Origin of the sequence: Allofournierella massiliensis (assembly GCF_964241245.1) — a bacterium.
Classification (GTDB): domain Bacteria; phylum Bacillota; class Clostridia; order Oscillospirales; family Ruminococcaceae; genus Allofournierella; species Allofournierella massiliensis.
The window spans coordinates 15,307-33,613 of sequence record NZ_CAXSWZ010000025.1 but is presented as its reverse complement, the minus strand read 5'-3'; the positions used below and the strand labels follow the sequence as shown (position 1 = coordinate 33,613).

Sequence of the window (18,307 nt, the reverse complement as noted above, 5' to 3'; positions counted from 1 at the left end):
TATGATCGGAACCATTGCAAACACAGCCAACATTCTGGCAGGCAGCCTGGTGGGAAGCCGGCTGAAAAGCGGGCTGGGAGAAAAATACAAGGAGGCCCTGATGAACGGCATGGGCCTTGCCGCCACGCTGCTGGGCGTGAACTCGGTGGTGCAGGCCATGCCCGAAAGCCGGTATTCGGTGCTGTTTATCGTGAGCCTGGCGGTGGGCGGCGTGCTGGGTACTGCCATCTCGCTGGATACCCTGTTTCAGAAAGCGGTGAACCGGCTGCCGCTGGCCGGGGGCAGCGAGTTGGGAAAGGGCCTGTCCACCGCCATCCTTCTGTTCTGCGCCGGAACCCTGAGCATCCTTGGCCCCATGGAGAGCGCTCTGAAGGGCGATAATACCTATCTGTTCACCAATGCGGTGCTGGATGGCATCACCTCCACGGTGCTGGCCTCCACCTTCGGCATCGGCATTGCGCTGGCGGCGCTGGTGCTCTTCTGCTGGCAGGGGGCCATCTATCTGCTGGCGGGGGCCATTGCCCCCTATGTGACCAGCGATTTACTCACCGAGCTGAGTCTGGTGGGCGGGGCGCTGATCTTCAGCTCCGGCCTTGGCATTCTGGGCATCAAGCAGATCAAAACCCTGAATTATCTGCCCGCGCTGGCGGTGAGCGCCGCCGCAGTGGTGGTTTTGCAGGCGCTGGGGCTGTAAAAGCCGGAAAATGCCGTGGACCTGATTGACTTTCTTAATAAAAGGCGTTATATTTATTAAAATATAATGATCTGCCCGGGGAGAAGTCTGCCCTGCGGCGGGAAAGGGGACTCAACCCGATGAAGGATCGTTACGGCCGCAGCATCGATTATCTGCGCATCTCGCTCACCGACCGGTGCAATCTGCGTTGCCGCTATTGTATGCCGGACGGGGCGGACTTTCTGCCTCATTCGGAGATTCTTCGCTATGAGGAGATTCTGCGTCTGGCCCGGGCGGCCATCGATCTGGGCATCCATAACTTCAAGGTCACCGGCGGCGAGCCGCTGGTGCGCCGGGGCGCGGTGGAATTTGTGGAGCAGCTGAAACAGCTGCCCGGCTGCGGTCAGGTGACCCTGACCACCAACGGCGTGCTGCTGGAGGAGCTGGCCCTGCCCCTTGCCCGGGCCGGTGTGGACGGGATCAATGTGAGCATCGACGCGCTGGATCCGGCCCGCTACGCGGCCATCACCGGGTACGATGTGCTGGACAAGGTGCTGCGGGGCGTGCAGGCATCGCTGGCGGCGGGCATCCGCACCAAGCTGAACTGTGTGCTGCTGGCCAGCGCCGAGCCGGAGATTGTGCCGCTGGCGGAACTGGCCGGGCGCTGGCCGGTGGATGTGCGCTTTATTGAGCTGATGCCCATCGGCGAGGGCAGCGCAGGCGGCGGACTTCCGCCCCAACGCGCCCGGGCGCTGCTGCTGGAGCGCTGGCCGGATCTGCATCCGGTAAACGAGCGGCGGGGCAACGGCCCGGCCCATTACGAAGCCAGCGAGGGCCTGAAGGGCCGCATTGGCTGGATCGACGCGGTGAGCCACCGGTTCTGCGAGCAGTGCAACCGGCTGCGGCTCACCAGCACCGGCGAGCTGAAGCCCTGCCTGTGCTACGACGCATCAGTGGATCTGCGGGCGCTGCTGCGCGCCGGTGCGCCGGACGATGCGCTGCGTGCGGCCATTGCACAGGCGGTGGAGCACAAGCCCGCCCACCACTGCTTCGATCAATACGAAGAGATTACGGAACATCGCCGCATGGCGCAGATCGGAGGATAAGATCAGAATGGGAACCGTAAAGGCAATTTGCGTCTCCGGGGAGCGGGGCGTGCAGAAGCATCCAGTGGAGAAGGCTTGCTTTACGCCGGAATGGGGCATTGTGGGCGACGCCCACGGCGGCAACTGGCACCGGCAGGTGAGCCTGCTGGGCGATGAGAAGATTCAGGCCTTCCGGGAAAAGGGCGCTCAGGTGGACTACGGGGCCTTTGGCGAAAATCTGGTGGTGGAGGGCTTTGACTTCCGCAGCCTGCCGGTGGGCACCCTGCTGCGCTGTGGCCCGGTGCTGCTGGAAATCACCCAGATCGGCAAGGAGTGCCACAGTCACTGCGAAATTTACAAGGCCATGGGCGACTGCATCATGCCCCGGGAGGGCGTGTTCGCCCGGGTGCTGGAGGGCGGCGAGATACAGGTGGGGGATGCAATGCAGCTGGCCGAGCGCACCGGCGTGCGGCCCTTTCAGGCGGCGGTGATCACCCTGTCCGACAAGGGCGCGCAGGGCCAGCGAAAGGACGAGAGCGGCCCGGCCATTGTAAAACGGCTGGAAGAGCAGGGCTATCAGGTGGTGGAAGCTCTGCTGCTGGCGGATGAGCAGGCGGTGCTGCAAAAGCAGCTGATCCGCCTGTGCGACCAGCGCCAGCTGGATCTGATTCTCACCACCGGCGGCACCGGCTTTGCCCCCCGGGATGTGACCCCCGAAGCCACCATGGCGGTGGCTCACCGCAACGCGCCCGGAATTGCCGAGGCCATCCGGGCGGCCAGCATGCGCATCACGCCCCGGGCTATGCTCAGCCGGGGTGTTTCGGTGCTCCGGGGCAAGACCCTGATCGTGAACCTGCCCGGCAGCCCCAAGGCGGTGCAGGAGAGCATGGACGTATTTCTGGATGTGATTCCTCACGCGCTGACCCTGCTGCGGGGTGAGGGCGGCGAGTGCGCCCGCAAATAAAAAGAGAAAAGCCCGCGGTTCCGAAGCTTCGCCGGAACCGCGGGCTTTCTTTTATCAAAAACACAAAACGCCCGCCGGACTCTTTTCTCGAGTCCGGCGGGCGCTTATTGTACTGGCTTACAGGTCGGAATGGTACTCCTTGCAGGTGCACTTCTTCCACTTCAGACCGCTGCCGCAGGGGCAGGGATCGTTGCGGCCGATCTTCTCCACCTTCACAGGGCCGGAGGAGCTGGTGGCCTTCACGTTCTTGCCGGGGGTGGCGGCGTCGCCGGTGGGCTTTGCCACCTGGGTGCGCTCCACCACGGGGGCCTGCTGCTGGGGCTGGATCTTCAGCTCGATGGTCAGCAGCATGCGGACGGTGTCCTCCTTGATGCTGTCGATCATGGCGTCGAACATCTCGAAGCCTTCCAGACGGTATTCCACCACAGGGTCACGCTGGCCGTAGCTGCGCAGGTAGATGCCCTGACGCAGCTGATCCATGGCGTCGATGTGGTCCATCCACTTGGTGTCCACGTTGCGCAGCAGGCACATCCGCTCCAGCTCGCGCATGATATTGGAGCCGTATTTCTTTTCCTTGTTGTCCAGAATCAGGGTGCCGCGGTCCAGCAGGAACTTGCTCACGTCCTCCCGCTTCAGGCTCTTCAGCTGTTCGGGCTCGTAGTGCAGGTCGCTGTCCATGGTCAGCCAGCCCAGATAGTGGCGGCGCAGGGCGGCCAGATCCCAGGCGGAGGAATCATCGCCGGCGCAGAAGGTGGCCACGCTGCCCTCGATGTTGTCCTTCATCATGGTGCGCAGGGTTTCCTTTAGATCCTCGCCGTTCAGCACCTGACGGCGCTGGCCGTAGATGATCTCACGCTGCTTGTTCATCACATCGTCGAACTGCAGCACGTTCTTACGGGTGCTGAAGTTCTGGGCTTCCAGCTTCTTCTGGGCGCTCTCGATGGTGTTGGTGATCATCTTGTTCTCGATGGGGGTCTCGTCGTCCAGGCCCAGGGTGTCCATCAGGCTCTGCACCCGCTCGCCGCCGAACAGACGCATCAGATCGTCCTCCAGGCTCAGGAAGAAGCGGGAAGCACCCGGGTCGCCCTGACGGCCGGAACGGCCGCGCAGCTGGTTGTCGATACGGCGGCTCTCGTGCCGCTCGGTGCCGATGATGTACAGGCCGCCGGCGGCGCGTACCTCTTCGGCTTCCTTGGCAATCTCGGCCTTGTGGGCAGCCAGCAGCTCGTCGAAGCGGGCGCGGGCGGCCAGAATGTCCTCATTGTCGGTCTCGCCGTGGCCGTCGGCCTCCACGATCACTTCCTCGGCAAAGCCTTCCTTGCGCAGCTGGGCCTTGGCCATGTATTCGGCGTTGCCGCCCAGCATGATGTCGGTACCACGGCCGGCCATGTTGGTGGCGATGGTCACAGCGCCCTTCTTACCGGCCTGGGCCACGATCTCGGCTTCCTTCTCGTGGTTCTTGGCGTTCAGCACGTTGTGCTTGATGCCCTGACGGCTGAGCAGCTTGCTCAGGGTCTCGCTCTTTTCAATGCTTACGGTACCCACCAGAACAGGCTGGCCCTTGGCGTGACACTCGGCAACCTGCTTGACCACCGCGTCGTACTTGCCCTTCACGGTCTTGTACACGCTGTCCGGCTCGTCCTTGCGCAGCTGGGGCTTGTTGGTGGGCACGGTCACGATCTGCAGGCCGTAGATCTCGATGAACTCGTCCGCCTCGGTCTTGGCGGTACCGGTCATACCGGCCAGCTTCTCGTACATGCGGAAGTAGTTCTGGAAGGTGATGGTGGCCAGCGTCTTGCTCTCGGCGGCAACCTTCACGCCTTCCTTGGCCTCGATGGCCTGATGCAGACCCTCGTTGTAGCGGCGGCCGATCATCAGACGGCCGGTGAACTCGTCCACGATGATGACCTCGCCGTCACGCACCACATAGTCGATATCCCGCTGCATCACGCCCCGGGCCTTGATGGCCTGGTTAATGTGGTGAGCCAGAGTCATGTTGGCGGCATCGGCCAGGTTCTCCACATGGAAGTAGGCTTCGGCCTTCTTCACACCGGACTGGGTCAGGGTGGCGGTCTTGTGTTTTTCGTCCACCACATAGTCGCCGTCCACCTGGGCGTCCTGATCTTCCTTGTCGTCCAGCTCCACGATCTTGCTCATCTTCAGGGTCTTGGCGAAGGCGTCGGCCTGCTGGTACAGGTCGCTGGAATCGTCGCCCTTGCCGCTGATGATCAGGGGAGTACGGGCCTCGTCGATCAGGATGGAGTCCACCTCGTCCACGATGGCGAAGAAGTGGCCGCGCTGCACCATGTTCTCCTTGTAGACCACCATGTTGTCGCGCAGGTAGTCAAAGCCGAACTCGTTGTTGGTGCCGTAGGTGATGTCCGCGTTGTAGGCGGCGTGGCGCTGCTCGTTGGTGATGCCCTGCACGATCAGGCCAACCTTCAGGCCCAGCCAGCGGTACAGCTTACCCATCCACTCGGAGTCGCGGCGGGCCAGATAGTCGTTCACGGTCACAACGTGCACGCCCTTGCCGGCCAGCGCGTTCAGGTAAACGGGCAGGGTGGCCACCAGGGTCTTGCCTTCACCGGTCTGCATCTCGGCGATGCAGGCGCGGTGCAGCACGATACCACCGATGATCTGCACCGGGAAGTGCTTCATGCCCAGCACACGCCAGCTGGCCTCACGGCAGACGGCGAAGGCCTCGGGAAGGATATCGTCCAGAGTTTCGCCGTTTGCCAGCCGCTCCTTCAGCGCGGGGGTCATGGCCTGCAGTTCCGCGTCGGTCTTGGCGGCCATTTCGCTCTCCAGCGCAATCACCTTGTCGGCGATGGGGCGGATCTTTTTCAGCTCCTTATCGGAGAAGGAACCGAAGAGCTTGTCTAAAAATGCCAAATCGATCACTCACATTCTTCTCTATATCGTTGATACACAAAAGCGGCCGCACAAACCGCGGCACACCGTGCGTGTATAGAAAGCCCATACTACGCTATTCTAATATCATACATCATCCATAGCCCCCTGTCAAAGCGAGGGGGTGGAATATTTGTTAATTTTTTTGGTCAGGCATTGATTTTACAGCATAAAATGGTTATACTAACAATAGAATCTAGTTTTCAAAACTAGATAAGCTCAAGGAGGGGATTGAATGAGCCGGTATTTTGCAAAGGGCCGTGAGCCCATGAGCAGCTACACCCATTTCTGGGGTGCTGTGGGTGGCGTGATTGCCACATTTCTGCTGGTGGGCCGCAGCCTGTGGCAGGGCTCCAGCGCGCTGGTGCTGACCGGGGTTGCCCTGTTCGGTCTTTCGCTGGTGGCGCTGTATTCCGCCAGCAGCATCTATCATTATGCGCTGTGCGCGGCGGCCCCGCTGCGGCGGCTGCGCAAGCTGGATCACGCCATGATCTATGTGCTCATCGCGGGCAGCTACACACCCTTCTGCGTGGCCTACATGCCCGCCGGTGAGCGGGAGGTCTTTCTGGGCTGTCTCTGGGCGGCGGCGTTTCTGGGCATTCTGTTCAAGCTGGTCTGGCTGGATGCGCCCCGCTGGATCGGTACCCTGATCTATCTGGCCATGGGCTGGTCCATTCTGGTGGATCTGCCCGCCTTCGCCTCCATGCCCACCGCATGCCTTGTGCTGGTGGCGGCGGGCGGCGTGAGCTACTCGGTGGGCGCGGTGATGTACATTGCAAAGCGCCCCAACCTGAGCCCCAACTGGGGCTTCCACGAGCTGTTCCACCTGTTCATTCTGGCAGGCAGCCTTTTGCATTTTCTGGCGGTGTTCCTGTTCGTGGCCTGAAGCTTCGGAGCGTATCAAAAAAAGCCATCCCGGCCGGGATGGCTTTTTGTTTGCGATTACAGGCCGGCCAGGCAGGCGGGCAGCTCGTTCAGGGTGTCGATCACCGGCACCCCGGCGGTCTCCAGCCGGGCCCGGCTCTGGTGGCCGGCGGCGCAGAGCACGCAGCGGGTGCCCATGGCGCTTGCCACCTCGAAGTCGTGCAGGGTGTCGCCCACCAGCACAGCGCTGGCCGGGTCGATGCCGCTTTCCTTTAAATAGGAGAGGCCGGTCTCCTTTTTGCCGCGGGCGTAGATGTCGCTCTGGCCGAGCAACTCATCAAAGAAGCCAGAAAGCGAACGCTCCTCCACCTGACGGCGCAGGATGGGCAGCTGGGAGGCGGACAGGATCACCTGACGGATGCCGGCGTCCCTTGCCCATTCCAGCGCGCCGTGCGCCCCGGGGCAAAGCCCGCAGCTCTCGGCGGCGGGCAGGTATTCCTCCATATAATGCTCCGCCAGCGCCTCGTAGGGGTGGCGGGTGAAATCAAAGCCCGCCCGGCGGTAATAGTCCTGAATGGGAAACCCGAAGATCTCCTTATAGGCGGCCGCGTCGTACCGCTGGGCATAGCCGTAGGCATCCAGCAGATCGTTCAGGCACCGGTTGCACAGATCCAGATCGTCCAGCAGGGTCCCGTTCCAGTCCCAGATCAACAGAATCGGTTTCATGGCGGCCTCCTTTTTCTTATTGGAAATGGAAACGGCTCATTCGCAGAACAGGCGGCGCAGGCCGGTGTTGCTTTCGATCAGCTTCACCAGAGCCACGCCCAGAATGCCGCAGCTGACCACTTCGCCAATGCCAACGGTCAGGGCGTTCCAGGCAGCCAGAGCAGCGGTGCCGGTGACGCCGGGCAAAAAGAAGGTGAGCTCCAGCGCACCCACAATCACCGCATTGCTCACAATGGGCGGTACGGCGGCGGGAATGGCCAGACCACCCACACGCACCTTGCGCACCGCGTAGGTTACCAGGCAGGCCACCAGAGTGGCGGCGGTGCCAAACACCACATCCACCAGCGTGGAGCCCAGCAGGTTGGCCAGAAAACACCCCAGAGTTACGGCCACGATGTACTCCGCACCGAACACCGGCAACAGGCACAGCATTTCGGCCAGACGCACCTGAACGGCGCCGTAACTGAAGGGGGCCAGCACAAGGCACAGCACCACATAAATTGCGGCCACCATGGCCGCGCGGACAAGACGTTTCGTATTCATGATTACACTCCGGCAGAAAGATTTTATCCGTTTGGCACTGCCAGGTCCAAACGGGTGGGCCCGGGCAAAACCCGGGCGAGCCTAAAATCCTAAGTTGCTCTGTGCGTTTTTGGACGCATGGCACAATTATAGCAAATTCTGGCGCCGGTCTGCAACAGAAATTTTGCCCGCCAACAGAAAAGCACCCCGAAAGCGGTTGCTTTCGGGGTGCCTGAGCTTTCTGGTTGGAAAAATCAGCGGCGGGGACGGCCCAGATAGGTGATGGCAATGGTGTCCGGGCCGGTGTTGCTGGCCACAGCGGCGCCCAGCTTGAACACATGCAGGGGGCCGTGGCCGAACTCCTTCTTGCACTGCTTGATCAGATCATCCACCGCGGGAATGTCGGTGCAGGCGATCATGTACTCGAAGTCCTCGTCGATGTTGTCCACGCGGCTGCGCACATACTTGATCAGTGCGCCGGGCACGGCGGCGTCGCCCCGCACCTTGGCCTCCACCTTGCTTTTGCCATCGATCAGGCTGATGATGGGGCGCAGGCCGAGCAGCTCACCGGCGAAGGCAGCAGCAGCGGAAACGCGGCCGCTCTTCTTCATCACCTTCAGGCTGAAGGCGGAAAGCACCACCTCCGCGCGGGAGAAGCGGTCGTTGAGCATGTCCATCACATATTCCAGCTCGGCGCCGTTGCGCAGCAGGCGGGCAGCCTCGCACACCGGCCAGCCGTAGATGAAGGAATAGGTGTGGCTGTCCACAATGTGAATCCGCAGCTCATGGCCGGGGCGCTCCTCGGCCAGCAGATCCACGGCCATCACGGCGGCGTCGTGGGTGGCGCTGCCGGTGGAGTTGATGCTCACATACAGCACATCGGTGTAGCCCTCGTCCAGATATTTGCAGAACTGGTCGCAGAACTGCATGGCGGTGATGTGGGCGGTGCTGGGCGTGCCCTTGGCCTCGCGCAGCATCTGGTAGTATTCGTCAAAGGTGAAATCCTTGCGCTCCACATAGCTCACGCCGTCCAGCGTGATGGTGAAGGGCAGGATGTCGATGCCGTACTTTTCCTGAAGTTCCACAGGAATGTCACAGGCAGAGTCGGTCAAAACGGCGATCTTACGCATGGTACTCCTCACTTCCATTCGTATTTGGTCAGTTGGCCCTGGCTTTCCAGGTCCGCAAAATCCCATTGGCGAAGCGCTTCGTATACCCCGATGGCCACCGAGTTGGAAAGATTCAGGCAGCGAACGCCCTTGCGCATGGGCATCCGCACACAGTGGTCCGGGTTTTCAAACAGCAGCCGCTCCGGCAGGCCGGCGTCCTCCCGCCCGAACACCAGATAGCTGCCGTCCGGGTAGGAAACGTCGGTATGACGGTGGCGGCCCTTGCTGGTGAAATAAAAGAAGGGGCCGCTGTTCTTTGCAAAAAAGTCGTCCAGATTGTCGTAATAGGTGATGTCCAGCAGATGCCAGTAGTCCAGCCCCGCCCGCTTCAGGTGCTTGTCCGTCACCTCAAAGCCCAGCGGCCGCACCAGATGCAGCCTGGCGCCGGTCACCGCGCAGGTGCGGGCAATGTTGCCGGTGTTTTCCGGGATCTGAGGCTCCACCAGAACAATGTTCAAAACAGGCATGCTCAGTTCCCTCCGCACAGCCGGCCCAGCAGCGGCTCAAACCAGACGCCGAAGGCCGGGTCCGCGGTGGGCGAGGTGTTGTTGATGGCCTCGGCCACAAAGCCGGCGGCCGCGTCCGCCGCGGCGGAAAGGGCGTTGCCGCGCAAAAGGCAGCCCACCAGAACGGCGGCGAACAGATCGCCGGTGCCGGGGTAGCTGCGGTCGATGCGCAGGCGCTTGACCACAAAGCGGTCCCGCCCGCTGGAGCCGGCGCAGGCCAGATGCTTTGCCAGCGGCAGGCCGGTCACAACCGCCCGCTGTACATTGGCGCTCACCTCGTCCGCCAGAGCCTGGGCCTGATCGGCGGTCAGCTCATCGGCACAGTAATCGCGGCCCAGAAGGAAGCAGGCCTCGGTCAGGTTGGGCAGAATCAGATCCGCCTGGCGGCACAGCTCGCGCATGCCGGGCAGAAGATCCTGCATGCCGGTGTAAAAGCGGCCATGGTCGGCCAGAACCGGATCCACCACCTTCAGCGCGCCGGGCCAGTAGGAAAAGGCCTTGTGCACCAGCTGCTGTTCGGCCTCGCTGGCCAGGTAGCCGGAATAGATGCAGTCGAATTCCACGCCCAGCTTGCGGTAGTGGTCCAGCGCGGCGTTGCCGTAGGCGGCCAGCGGCTGCACCACCGGCTTGCCAAGGCCGCCGGTGTGGGCCGAAAGCAGGGTGGTGGGCAGCAGAACGGGCTGATGGCCCATGGCAGCCAGCACCGGCGCGGCAACGCTCAGGCTGCAGCGCCCCATGCCGGACAGATCGTGAATGCATAAAATGGTTTTGGGTGCGGTATGCTTCAAAAACAGGTCACTCCTTTGAACAAGAGCCTTCCACCCGGAGGCGGGCGGGATGCTCTTAACTTATATAGTCTATCACAATTCCGCCGGCAAAGAAAGAGATATTCCGTAAGAAAACCGTATAGGTCAGGAAAAGCGGGGCAGACTAAACCCCGTAGCGCAGCTGCAGGCGCGCTGAGTTTTTACACAGGGAGGAGAATGCACAATGGAAAAGAAAACCATGATGGCCGCCGCGGGCCTTACCGCCGCGACCATGGCGGTGGCGGCCGGTGTGGCCGCGGGCAGCAAGGGCAAAAATACCCGCAAGATGAAGAAGATGGCCAAAAAGGTGGCACGGGGCGCCGAGCGTGCGGTGCTGGACCTGGATAAGATGGTCGGCCGGTATTATCATTGACGATCAGAAATGATGAAACAGAAACAATGAAATCATGCCCTGCTGCTTTTTTCACAGCAGGGCATGATTTTTTAAAAAATATGTACTATACTAAACAGTATGTTTTATTTTTGCGCGAGCAAACGAATGGCCTGTGGGTCATCCGGAGGAAGTGAGGGAAAGAACATGAACAAGACCGATACATTGATTCTGGAAGGCGGTGCATTGCGGGGGGTGTATACCTCCGGTGTACTGGACGCGCTGATGGAGCTGGGAATCCGGATTCCCAACGTGGTGGGCGTGAGCGCCGGTTCGCTGAATGCCCTGAGTTATCTGTCCCGCCAGCCGGGCCGCAGCCGGGACATCAACCTGAATTATGTGAACGATCCCCGGTATATGGGGCCGTCCCATCTGCTGAAAACCTTCAGCTTCTTCAACTTTGATTTTGTGTTCGGCGAGCTGAGCCATGAACTGGTGCCCTTCGATTACGAAACCTTCTACAAATCGGAGCAGAGCATGTGGGCGGTGGCCACCGACTGCCGCACCGGCAAGGCCATCTTCTACCACGACAAGGAGATGGGCGAGGAGTTCTTCACCGCCTGCCGGGCCAGCTGCAGCATGCCTTTGCTGTGCAGCATGGTGAAGGTGGGCGAGGACGTCTGCCTGGACGGCGGCATCGCCAGCTGCATCCCTCTGCCGGAGGAGCTGCCCTTCCCGGCGGGCAAGCTGGTGGTGGTGCTCACCCGGCAGAAGGGCTTCCGCAAAAAGGGCCAGGGCCCGGCCATCGACCAGATGTACCGCCGCCGTTACAAAACCCACCCCCAGCTGATGGAGGCCTGCCTGCATCAGGCGGAGGACTACAACCGCCGGGTGCGCCGCATCGAGGAGCTGGAGCAGGAGGGAAAAGCCTTCGTGATCCGGCCTCAGACCCCGGTCACCGTGACCCGCACCGAGCGGGACGTGAACAAGCTGCGGGCGCTGTATCAGCAGGGCTTTGACGAAACCATGGCTCTGGCCGGCGCGCTGATGGATTTTCTGGGCATTGAGGCCCCGGCCATGCCGCCGCTGGCCATGCGCACGCTGGATGTCTCCGGCAGCTGCAACCCGCTGGGCATGCCTCCCGCAGCAGCGCAGGCCGCTGCCGCCGCCCTGACCGCCGCCGATACATACCCCGACCCGGACTGCACTGCCCTGCGCGCAGCTCTGGCGGACCGGTACGAGGTGCTGACCAAGAATGTGTTCGTGGCTTCCGGCGCGGACGAGGTGATCTGGCGCCTGGTTCGGTCGGTCCGCCCGAAAAAGGCGGTGATTCTGGAGCCGGCATACGAGGAATACGCCCGGGCGCTGGAAGCGGAGGGCTGCGAGCTGGTGCATCTGATGGCCGGCCCGGAGCAGAGCTTTGTGCCGGATGCCGCAGCGGTGGAGCAGGCGCTGGAAGGCGCCCAGATGCTGGTGCTGTGCAACCCGGGCAACCCCACCGGGGCCTTTCTGCCCCGCAGCCGGCTGATGAATCTGGTGAAGGCGTGCGCCGAACGGGATGTGCTGTGTGTGGTGGACGAGAGCTTCATCGAGCTGGCCCGGGACGGGGAGGAGCACTCGCTCAAACAGGATGCGGTGTACTGCCCGGGTCTTGTGGTGGTGGACAGCTTCTCCAAGGCATGGGGCATGCCCGGCCTGCGGGTGGGCTATGCCATCTCCTCCCACGGGGAGCTGGTGCGGCAGATGACCGCCGCCGGGCCCCGCTTCGGAGTAAACGGCCCGGCGCAGGCCGCGGCACTGGCGGCGCTGCGCCAGCCTCAGCATCTGGAGAAGGCCCGCGCCCTGCTGGAGACCGAGCGCCCCTGGCTGACCGAACAGCTGCGCGGGCTGGGCTTGCAGGTGTTTGACAGCCGGGTGAACTTTGTGCTGGTTCACGGGCCGGAGGGCTTTGCGAATACGCTGGCCGCCGCCGGTCTGGCGGTGCGCAGCTGCGAGGCCTTTTACGGGCTGGACAGCAGCTGGTGCAGGCTGGCGGTGGGCACCCGGGCGGACAACGAGCGCCTGGTGGAAAAGCTGCGGCAGATCTGCCCGCAGCAGCCGGAGGAAGAAGCCGCTCAGTAAAGCCGGGAAAAAACTGCCAGCGGGTTTTGGGCAAAAAACGCATTGAATCCGATGCAGAGCTATGCTATACTGGGCAATGCAAACGACGCGTGAACGAAAAGTTGCCCCGGCGGAAAGGAGCGCACCATGCTGACTCAGGAAGATCTGCAGGCCCTTGCGGGTTTGATCAACACAGCCGTCACCGCCAGCGAAGAGCGGATGAAGAGCTATATGGAAGATTCCATCAATACAGCCATCACTGCCAGTGAGGAGCGGATGAAGAACCACATGAACGCGGTGGTGGAAAGTCAGGTCATGCCCATGATTCGCCAGGTGGCGGACGGCGTGGTGCAGGCCAACGAGCGGCTGGACCGGCTGGAGAAAAAGGTGGACGATCTGGAGGCCACTGTGGCGGCCCACGAGGTGTGGATCGTGCACAAGGCTCAGAACAACGGATAAACAAACGCAGGGAGCACAGCGAAGGCTGTGCTCCCTTTTTTACAAAACAAACAGCGAAGGCTGCACTCACTTTTTTGCAGGATAAAAGAATGCCCCGGGCACTGGTTTTTGTGCCCGGGGCATTTTATGTTTGCTTCAGAACCGGAGCGACAGGCAGCTCAAACCGCCGTCGATCTTGCGGTATTCGGAGGTGTCGCACACGATGGTTTTGTAGCCCAGCTCCTGCACCGCCTTCAGCACGGTGGGGTAGCCTTCGGGCACCAGCACAGTACCATTCACCCAGATGCAGTTGGCCGCGTAGGCTTCCTCGGCGGGGATGGTCACCTTGTTGTAGCCTGCGAAGGCGGGCTTGTCGCAGAACTCCCCGGCGGTGAGCATGTTGTTGTTTTCCAGATACACCACACCGGTTTTCAGGTGGAGCACCTCGGTGAGGGGAACCTCCACCACCTTGCAGCCGAACTGACCCAGAATCTCGCTCAGCTGCTGGATGCCTGCTTCGTTGGTGCGGGCGGAACGGCCCACATAGAAGGTGTCGCCGCACATCATCACGTCGCCGCCCTCCAGCGTGCCCGGGTCGGTGATGTGGAAGATCTTCTCCTTGGGGTAGAATTTCTCCAGCACCGGCTCGATGGCGGCAGCCTCGCCCTTGCGGGTGGCTGCGCCCGGATTGGTCACGATGGCGCAGTACTTGGTCACAATGGCCAGATCCTCCACAAAGCAGCTGTCCGGGTAGGCTTCGTCCGGCGGCAGCACGGTCACATCCACACCGCACTGCTTCAGCGCCTCGATGTAGGTCGCGTGCTGGGCCAGCGCCTTTTCATAGTCCGGGGTGCCCAGCTCGGGATGATCGGTAATGCCGTTCACCATGGCCTTGCAGGGGGTCTTTACAATCACATGCTGAAACATTGTTCTCACTCCTTGGGCCAGTTCTTCTTGCACTTCGCCTGCACGGTGACCGGCAGGCCGAACAGGTTGATGAATCCGGCGGAATCCTTCTGGTCATAGATGCCGTCCTCGCCAAAGGTGGCCAGCTCCTCGCTGTACAGGCTGTACGGGGAGGTGGTGCCGGCGGGGATGATGTTGCCCTTGTACAGCTTCAGCTTCACGTCGCCGGTTACGGTTTTCTGGGTCTCGGTGACGAAGGCGCTCAGGGCCTCGCGCAGGGGGGTGTACCACTGACCGTCGTACACGATCTCGGAGAATTTCTGGGCAACCAGCTCCTTGTAGTGGGCGGTGGCCTTGTCCAGGCAGAGCATCTCCAGCTGAGCGTGGGCGAAATAGAGGATGGTGCCGCCGGGGGTCTCGTATACGCCGCGGCTCTTCATGCCCACCAGACGGTTCTCCACGATGTCGATGATGCCCACGCCGTTCTCGCCGCCCAGCTTGTTCAGGGTGCGCACAATGTCGCTGCCCTTCATGGCCACGCCGTCCACGGCGGTGGGAATGCCCTTTTCAAAGTGGATGGTCACATAGGTGGGGGTGTCCGGGGCCTGCTCTGGGCTTACGCTCAGCTCCAGGAATCCGGGCTTCTGGTACTGGGGCTCCAGGCTGGGGTCCTCCAGATCCAGACCCTCGTGGCTCAGATGCCACAGGTTCTTGTCCTTGGAATAGTTGTTTTCCCGGTTGATCTTCAAAGGCACGTTGTGGGCCTCGGCGTAGTCGATTTCCTCCTCGCGGCTCTTGATGTCCCACTCTCTCCAGGGGGCGATGATGGGCATATCCGGGGCGAAGGCCTTGATGCTCAGCTCAAAGCGAACCTGATCGTTGCCCTTGCCGGTGCAGCCGTGGCAGATGGCGTCGCAGCCTTCCTTCTCGGCAATCTCCACCAGATGCTTGGCAATGGGCGGGCGGGCGAAGCTGGTGCCCAGCAGATAGGTGCCCTCGTACTTGGCCCCGGCCTGCAGGGTGGGGAACACATAGTCGTCGATGAATTCATCGGTCAGATCCAGCACATACAGCTTGGAAGCGCCGGTTTTGATGGCCTTTTCCTCCAGACCGTCCAGCTCGGTGCCCTGGCCCACGTCGGCGGAGGCGGCAATGACCTCGCAGCCGTAGTTTTCCTTCAGCCAGGGAATGATGATGGAGGTGTCCAGACCGCCGGAGTAGGCCAGCAGAACCTTTTTGTACTGAGTTTTCATAAGTAATACGCATCCTTTCAGGCGGCCCGCAGCGGGGCCGGTTGTTTTTGATTTATTGTTTTGGGGTTAAAGTACTTTGGAAAGAAACGAACACAGCCGTTCGTTTTTCGGGTGTTCAAAAAATTCGCCGGGAAGATTCTGCTCCAGCACCTGGCCGCCGTCCATGAAGAGCACACGGGTGGCAACCTCGCGGGCAAAGCCCATCTCGTGGGTCACGATCACCATGGTCATGCCCTGATCGGCCAGATCCTTCATCACGCCCAGCACCTCGCCCACCATTTCCGGGTCCAGTGCGCTGGTGGGTTCGTCGAAGAGCAGCACCTCCGGGTCCATGGCCAGCGCCCGCACAATGGCGATGCGCTGCTTCTGCCCGCCGGAAAGCCTGCTGGGATAGGTGTCGATCTTGTCGTACAAACCGATGCGCTTCAAAAGCTCCTCGGCCTTGGCGTTGGCCTCGTCCTTTGTCTGCAGCTTCAGCTGCACCGGGGCCAGCGTAATGTTTTCCCGCACGGTCAGGTGGGGGAAGAGGTTGAAATGCTGGAACACCATGCCCATGTGCTGGCGAACCTTGTTGATGTCGGTGCCGGGGGCGGTGATGTCCTGCCCTTTGAAAAAGATCTGGCCGCCGGTAGGCGTTTCCAGCAGATTCAGACAGCGCAGAAAGGTGGATTTGCCGGAGCCGGAAGGCCCGATGATGGCAATTTTTTCGCCGGGAGAGATGGTTTCGGTGATGCCCTTCAGCACCGGAACGCCGCCGAAGGATTTGGTCAGATTCTTAACCTCGATCACTTTGCGCCAGCCTCCTTTCCACCTGCTTTTGAATCTGGGTGATGCCGATGACGAACACCAGATAGATGATGGCCGCCAGATACAGCGGAACGCTGTTGAAGGTGATGCCGCGGATGCCGTCCGAGGCTTTGGTCAGATCGCGCACCGCGATGTAGCCGGCCACGCTGGTTTCCTTTAACAGGGCAATGAACTCGTTGAACAGAGCGGGCAGGATGTTTTTCACCGCCTGGGGCAGCACGATCCTGCGCATGGTCACCCCGTAGCCAAGACCCAGGCTGCGCCCGGCCTCCATCTGGCCCGGGTCCACCGAGGCGATGCCGCTGCGGGCCACCTCGGCCAGATAGGCGCCGGAGTTGATGCCGAAGCCCACGATGCAGACCACGATGCCCTCGCTGCTGGCCAGAATCACGGTGTAGAGGATCAGCAGCTGCACGATCACAGGTGTGCCGCGGATCACGGTGGTGTAAAGCCCGCACAGCCAGCTGCCCAGCTTTTGCAGGAAATTGTTCCGGGGCGCGCAGGTGATGCGCACCAGCGCCACCACAAGGCCGATCAGGATGCCGATGAGCAGAGCGCAGGCGGTGATGAGCAGGGTGTTGCCCAGGCCCTCCAGATATACCTGCCACCGGTTTTGATAGATAACGGCCATGTAAAGGTCGTTCAAAAGCTTTTCCATACTCCAACCTCACTGAGAAGCAGGGGGCCCGCCGCGGGGCCCCGCTGCCCGGTTACTGTCAGCCCTCGCTGGAAAGAGCGGTGTGCTCCTCCAGCAGCTTGTCGATGGTGCCGTTCTCGATGTTCTTCTCGATCACCTGGTTCACGAACTCCACCAGATCCTCCTGGCCTTTGGCAATGGCCAGCGCGTAATTTTCCTCGGTGACCATCTCGTCCAGAACCTTCAGCTCGCCCTCATAGTTCTTCACAATGGTGTTGGCGGCCACGCTGTCGATCACAGCGGCGTCTGCCTTGCCGGCGGCCAGAGCGGCAGCACACTCCACCGCGTTCTTGAACTGCAGCGGGGAGGAGATGCCCAGAGTATCCTGCACATAGATGTCGCCGGTGGTGTTGGCCTGCACGGTCACGGTGCAGTCACCGCTCTTCAGCTCTTCGGCGCTGGTGATGGTGCTGTCCGCAGGGAGCAGCAGCACCTGACCGGCGGTGGCGTAGGTAACGGTGAAGTCCACCTGCTGGGCACGCTCGTCGGTCACGGTCATGCCCGCGCCGATCATGTCGCCCTTACCGCTCTTCAGCGCCTCAATCAGAAGGCCGAAGTCCATGTCCAGCACCTCGTATTCCACGCCCAGCTCGTCGGCCACCAGCTGACCCACATCGATGTCCACGCCGGCGGGCTGGCCGTCCGCGCCCAGATATTCAAAGGGCGGGAAGCCGGTTGCGGTCATCAGGGTGAAGGTGCCCTTCTCCTTGATGGCGTCCAGCGTGGGAGTGGCGCTCTCGCCGCTGGTGGCGGAAGCATCGGTGCTGTCCGCCGCGGAAGCAGCGGTGGAAGCGGAAACGGCGGTGGATGCCGCCGCCGAAGAACCGGTGGAAGAAGCGCCGCCGCCGCAGGCGGTCAGGCCCAGAGTAAGAATGGATGCCAGTGCAAATGCGATCAGCTTTTTCATGATGATTTCCTCCTTGATGAAGCGGCCCCCTCAAAGCCGCTGTTCTGTTTGCGATGGACTCATTATAGCTGAATAAATATGCAGTGTCAATGAATTTTTATAAGATTGTGTGCTTTGACAAGGCAGCGCGGCAAAAGAGAAAAAGATTATACAGGATGATGAATAAAATGTGGATAATCTGAAAAATAACGGGTTTTTATGGCATAAATATTCTAAAATAGTGGGAATTTATAACTGATATATACATTGAATCCGCTTGGCAAATGTGTGCACAAAGATCAGTCTATGCGGATGGACAGTGATTTTATGAATATATATTTGATATGGCTGCAAAAATATGAGCGGATTTCGGGCAAAAGAAAAACAGGTGGGCGGGAGCAAACGCTCCCGCCCGCCTGCCTGGTCGAACGGATGAAAATATTCAGTGTTTGTCGGCGTTTTGCTGCTGCTTTGCCGCCTCGCAGCGGGCAGCGCAGCTGGAGCAGTCGCCGGTGCACTCGCCGCCGAAGCCGCCGTTTTTGCAGATGAACACCAGCGCGGCCACAAAGCACACCACAACAATCACAAGCACCAGAATGGTGGGCAGATTCATGACGAAAACCTCCGGATCAGAGCCGGGCAAAACACCCGGCCGGTGGAACAG

The 18,307-nt window shown here is 61.1% G+C and carries 19 protein-coding genes and 1 riboswitch; of the genes, 7 read left to right on the top strand and 12 right to left on the bottom strand.

All coding sequences use genetic code 11. The annotated features are described in order from the left end of the window. Nucleotide 1: 1 nt before the first annotated feature. The 3 genes from ACESYO_RS12525 to ACESYO_RS12515 all read left to right on the top strand — a co-directional run bounded on the left by ACESYO_RS12525 (nt 2) and on the right by ACESYO_RS12515 (nt 2,722). On the top strand, nt 2–694 hold the full coding sequence (locus ACESYO_RS12525) for a DUF554 domain-containing protein (RefSeq protein ID WP_373210256.1): 693 nt from the start codon (nt 2–4) through the stop codon (nt 692–694). A 119-nt stretch (nt 695–813) separates the two neighbouring features. Further along, entirely contained in the window at nt 814–1,779 is a 966-nt protein-coding gene (gene moaA / locus ACESYO_RS12520; protein ID WP_346671815.1) for a GTP 3',8-cyclase MoaA, read from the top strand. Between the two features lie 7 nt (nt 1,780–1,786). Then, nucleotides 1,787–2,722 carry a molybdopterin-binding protein gene (locus ACESYO_RS12515; protein WP_373210254.1) on the top strand — a complete coding sequence of 312 codons (936 nt, stop codon included), beginning with the start codon at nt 1,787–1,789 and terminating at the stop codon, nt 2,720–2,722. A gap of 117 nt (nt 2,723–2,839) precedes the next feature. On the opposite strand, the gene secA is transcribed toward ACESYO_RS12515, so the two are convergent. Next, entirely contained in the window at nt 2,840–5,614 is a 2,775-nt protein-coding gene (gene secA, locus ACESYO_RS12510; protein ID WP_276872024.1) for a preprotein translocase subunit SecA, read from the bottom strand. 253 nt (nt 5,615–5,867) lie between these two features. Here secA and trhA point away from each other — a divergent pair, with 253 nt between their 5' ends. Next, nucleotides 5,868–6,518, top strand: coding sequence for a PAQR family membrane homeostasis protein TrhA (gene trhA, locus ACESYO_RS12505; protein ID WP_373210252.1), 651 nt, complete (start codon nt 5,868–5,870; stop codon nt 6,516–6,518). A gap of 56 nt (nt 6,519–6,574) precedes the next feature. Here trhA and ACESYO_RS12500 read toward each other — a convergent pair whose 3' ends face one another. From ACESYO_RS12500 to ACESYO_RS12480, 5 genes are all read right to left on the bottom strand, one after another. Continuing rightward, the gene (locus tag ACESYO_RS12500) at nt 6,575–7,222 is read right to left on the bottom strand and encodes an HAD family hydrolase (protein ID WP_373210250.1); all 648 of its coding nucleotides are present in this window, start codon (nt 7,220–7,222) and stop codon (nt 6,575–6,577) included. 36 nt (nt 7,223–7,258) lie between these two features. Continuing rightward, nucleotides 7,259–7,765 carry a QueT transporter family protein gene (locus tag ACESYO_RS12495; RefSeq protein WP_058963180.1) on the bottom strand — a complete coding sequence of 169 codons (507 nt, stop codon included), beginning with the start codon at nt 7,763–7,765 and terminating at the stop codon, nt 7,259–7,261. Between the two features lie 7 nt (nt 7,766–7,772). Further along, nucleotides 7,773–7,865: riboswitch (PreQ1-III riboswitch) on the bottom strand. Between the two features lie 133 nt (nt 7,866–7,998). Continuing rightward, the gene (locus ACESYO_RS12490) at nt 7,999–8,874 is read right to left on the bottom strand and encodes a DegV family protein (RefSeq protein WP_373210248.1); all 876 of its coding nucleotides are present in this window, start codon (nt 8,872–8,874) and stop codon (nt 7,999–8,001) included. Nucleotides 8,875–8,882: 8 nt separating this feature from the next. After that, nucleotides 8,883–9,380: a tRNA (cytidine(34)-2'-O)-methyltransferase gene (locus ACESYO_RS12485; protein ID WP_058963182.1), complete on the bottom strand. Its 498-nt coding sequence runs from the start codon at nt 9,378–9,380 to the stop codon at nt 8,883–8,885. 2 nt (nt 9,381–9,382) lie between these two features. Next, nucleotides 9,383–10,207 (bottom strand): bifunctional hydroxymethylpyrimidine kinase/phosphomethylpyrimidine kinase, encoded by an 825-nt coding sequence (locus tag ACESYO_RS12480; protein ID WP_346671810.1) that lies wholly within the window; start codon nt 10,205–10,207, stop codon nt 9,383–9,385. Between the two features lie 202 nt (nt 10,208–10,409). Between ACESYO_RS12480 and ACESYO_RS12475 the strand changes: the two genes are divergently transcribed. The 3 genes from ACESYO_RS12475 to ACESYO_RS12465 all read left to right on the top strand — a co-directional run bounded on the left by ACESYO_RS12475 (nt 10,410) and on the right by ACESYO_RS12465 (nt 13,115). Continuing rightward, nucleotides 10,410–10,598, top strand: a complete 189-nt coding sequence (locus tag ACESYO_RS12475) for a hypothetical protein (protein WP_276872350.1) — start codon at nt 10,410–10,412, stop codon at nt 10,596–10,598. Nucleotides 10,599–10,763: 165 nt separating this feature from the next. Next, on the top strand, nt 10,764–12,677 hold the full coding sequence (locus ACESYO_RS12470) for an aminotransferase class I/II-fold pyridoxal phosphate-dependent enzyme (protein ID WP_346671809.1): 1,914 nt from the start codon (nt 10,764–10,766) through the stop codon (nt 12,675–12,677). A 126-nt stretch (nt 12,678–12,803) separates the two neighbouring features. Further along, nucleotides 12,804–13,115 carry a hypothetical protein gene (locus ACESYO_RS12465; RefSeq protein WP_283129115.1) on the top strand — a complete coding sequence of 104 codons (312 nt, stop codon included), beginning with the start codon at nt 12,804–12,806 and terminating at the stop codon, nt 13,113–13,115. A 135-nt stretch (nt 13,116–13,250) separates the two neighbouring features. On the opposite strand, the gene ACESYO_RS12460 is transcribed toward ACESYO_RS12465, so the two are convergent. The 6 genes from ACESYO_RS12460 to ACESYO_RS12435 form a co-directional block, all read right to left on the bottom strand. Next, a complete protein-coding gene (locus ACESYO_RS12460) occupies nt 13,251–14,021 on the bottom strand; it encodes a dimethylarginine dimethylaminohydrolase family protein (RefSeq protein ID WP_373210245.1) in 771 nt (256 codons plus the stop codon). A 5-nt stretch (nt 14,022–14,026) separates the two neighbouring features. Continuing rightward, nucleotides 14,027–15,253 carry an argininosuccinate synthase gene (locus ACESYO_RS12455; protein WP_373210244.1) on the bottom strand — a complete coding sequence of 409 codons (1,227 nt, stop codon included), beginning with the start codon at nt 15,251–15,253 and terminating at the stop codon, nt 14,027–14,029. 66 nt (nt 15,254–15,319) lie between these two features. Next, complete coding sequence (locus ACESYO_RS12450) at nt 15,320–16,042, bottom strand: amino acid ABC transporter ATP-binding protein (RefSeq protein WP_283129037.1); 723 nt, start codon at nt 16,040–16,042, stop codon at nt 15,320–15,322. Further along, nucleotides 16,029–16,718 (bottom strand): amino acid ABC transporter permease, encoded by a 690-nt coding sequence (locus ACESYO_RS12445; protein ID WP_058963189.1) that lies wholly within the window; start codon nt 16,716–16,718, stop codon nt 16,029–16,031. Before ACESYO_RS12445 ends, ACESYO_RS12450 begins: the two co-directional genes overlap by 14 nt. 58 nt (nt 16,719–16,776) lie before the next feature. Then, nucleotides 16,777–17,664, bottom strand: a complete 888-nt coding sequence (locus ACESYO_RS12440; protein WP_373210241.1) for an ABC transporter substrate-binding protein — start codon at nt 17,662–17,664, stop codon at nt 16,777–16,779. Between the two features lie 421 nt (nt 17,665–18,085). Next, entirely contained in the window at nt 18,086–18,256 is a 171-nt protein-coding gene (locus ACESYO_RS12435) for a FeoB-associated Cys-rich membrane protein (protein WP_132587444.1), read from the bottom strand. Nucleotides 18,257–18,307: the final 51 nt, after the last annotated feature.

What these genes read in the sequence shown, in the direction of transcription:
- ACESYO_RS12525 (WP_373210256.1), top strand. Translation starts at nt 2, where the DNA reads ATGATCGGAACCATTGCAAACACAGCCAACATTCTGGCAGGCAGCCTG.
- ACESYO_RS12460 (WP_373210245.1), bottom strand. Translation starts at nt 14,021, where the DNA reads ATGTTTCAGCATGTGATTGTAAAGACCCCCTGCAAGGCCATGGTGAAC.
- ACESYO_RS12515 (WP_373210254.1), top strand. Translation starts at nt 1,787, where the DNA reads ATGGGAACCGTAAAGGCAATTTGCGTCTCCGGGGAGCGGGGCGTGCAG.
- ACESYO_RS12495 (WP_058963180.1), bottom strand. Translation starts at nt 7,765, where the DNA reads ATGAATACGAAACGTCTTGTCCGCGCGGCCATGGTGGCCGCAATTTAT.
- moaA (WP_346671815.1), top strand. Translation starts at nt 814, where the DNA reads ATGAAGGATCGTTACGGCCGCAGCATCGATTATCTGCGCATCTCGCTC.
- ACESYO_RS12470 (WP_346671809.1), top strand. Translation starts at nt 10,764, where the DNA reads ATGAACAAGACCGATACATTGATTCTGGAAGGCGGTGCATTGCGGGGG.
- ACESYO_RS12475 (WP_276872350.1), top strand. Translation starts at nt 10,410, where the DNA reads ATGGAAAAGAAAACCATGATGGCCGCCGCGGGCCTTACCGCCGCGACC.
- ACESYO_RS12440 (WP_373210241.1), bottom strand. Translation starts at nt 17,664, where the DNA reads ATGAAAAAGCTGATCGCATTTGCACTGGCATCCATTCTTACTCTGGGC.
- ACESYO_RS12445 (WP_058963189.1), bottom strand. Translation starts at nt 16,718, where the DNA reads ATGGAAAAGCTTTTGAACGACCTTTACATGGCCGTTATCTATCAAAAC.
- ACESYO_RS12435 (WP_132587444.1), bottom strand. Translation starts at nt 18,256, where the DNA reads ATGAATCTGCCCACCATTCTGGTGCTTGTGATTGTTGTGGTGTGCTTT.
- ACESYO_RS12500 (WP_373210250.1), bottom strand. Translation starts at nt 7,222, where the DNA reads ATGAAACCGATTCTGTTGATCTGGGACTGGAACGGGACCCTGCTGGAC.
- ACESYO_RS12490 (WP_373210248.1), bottom strand. Translation starts at nt 8,874, where the DNA reads ATGCGTAAGATCGCCGTTTTGACCGACTCTGCCTGTGACATTCCTGTG.
- ACESYO_RS12465 (WP_283129115.1), top strand. Translation starts at nt 12,804, where the DNA reads ATGCTGACTCAGGAAGATCTGCAGGCCCTTGCGGGTTTGATCAACACA.
- ACESYO_RS12455 (WP_373210244.1), bottom strand. Translation starts at nt 15,253, where the DNA reads ATGAAAACTCAGTACAAAAAGGTTCTGCTGGCCTACTCCGGCGGTCTG.
- trhA (WP_373210252.1), top strand. Translation starts at nt 5,868, where the DNA reads ATGAGCCGGTATTTTGCAAAGGGCCGTGAGCCCATGAGCAGCTACACC.
- ACESYO_RS12485 (WP_058963182.1), bottom strand. Translation starts at nt 9,380, where the DNA reads ATGCCTGTTTTGAACATTGTTCTGGTGGAGCCTCAGATCCCGGAAAAC.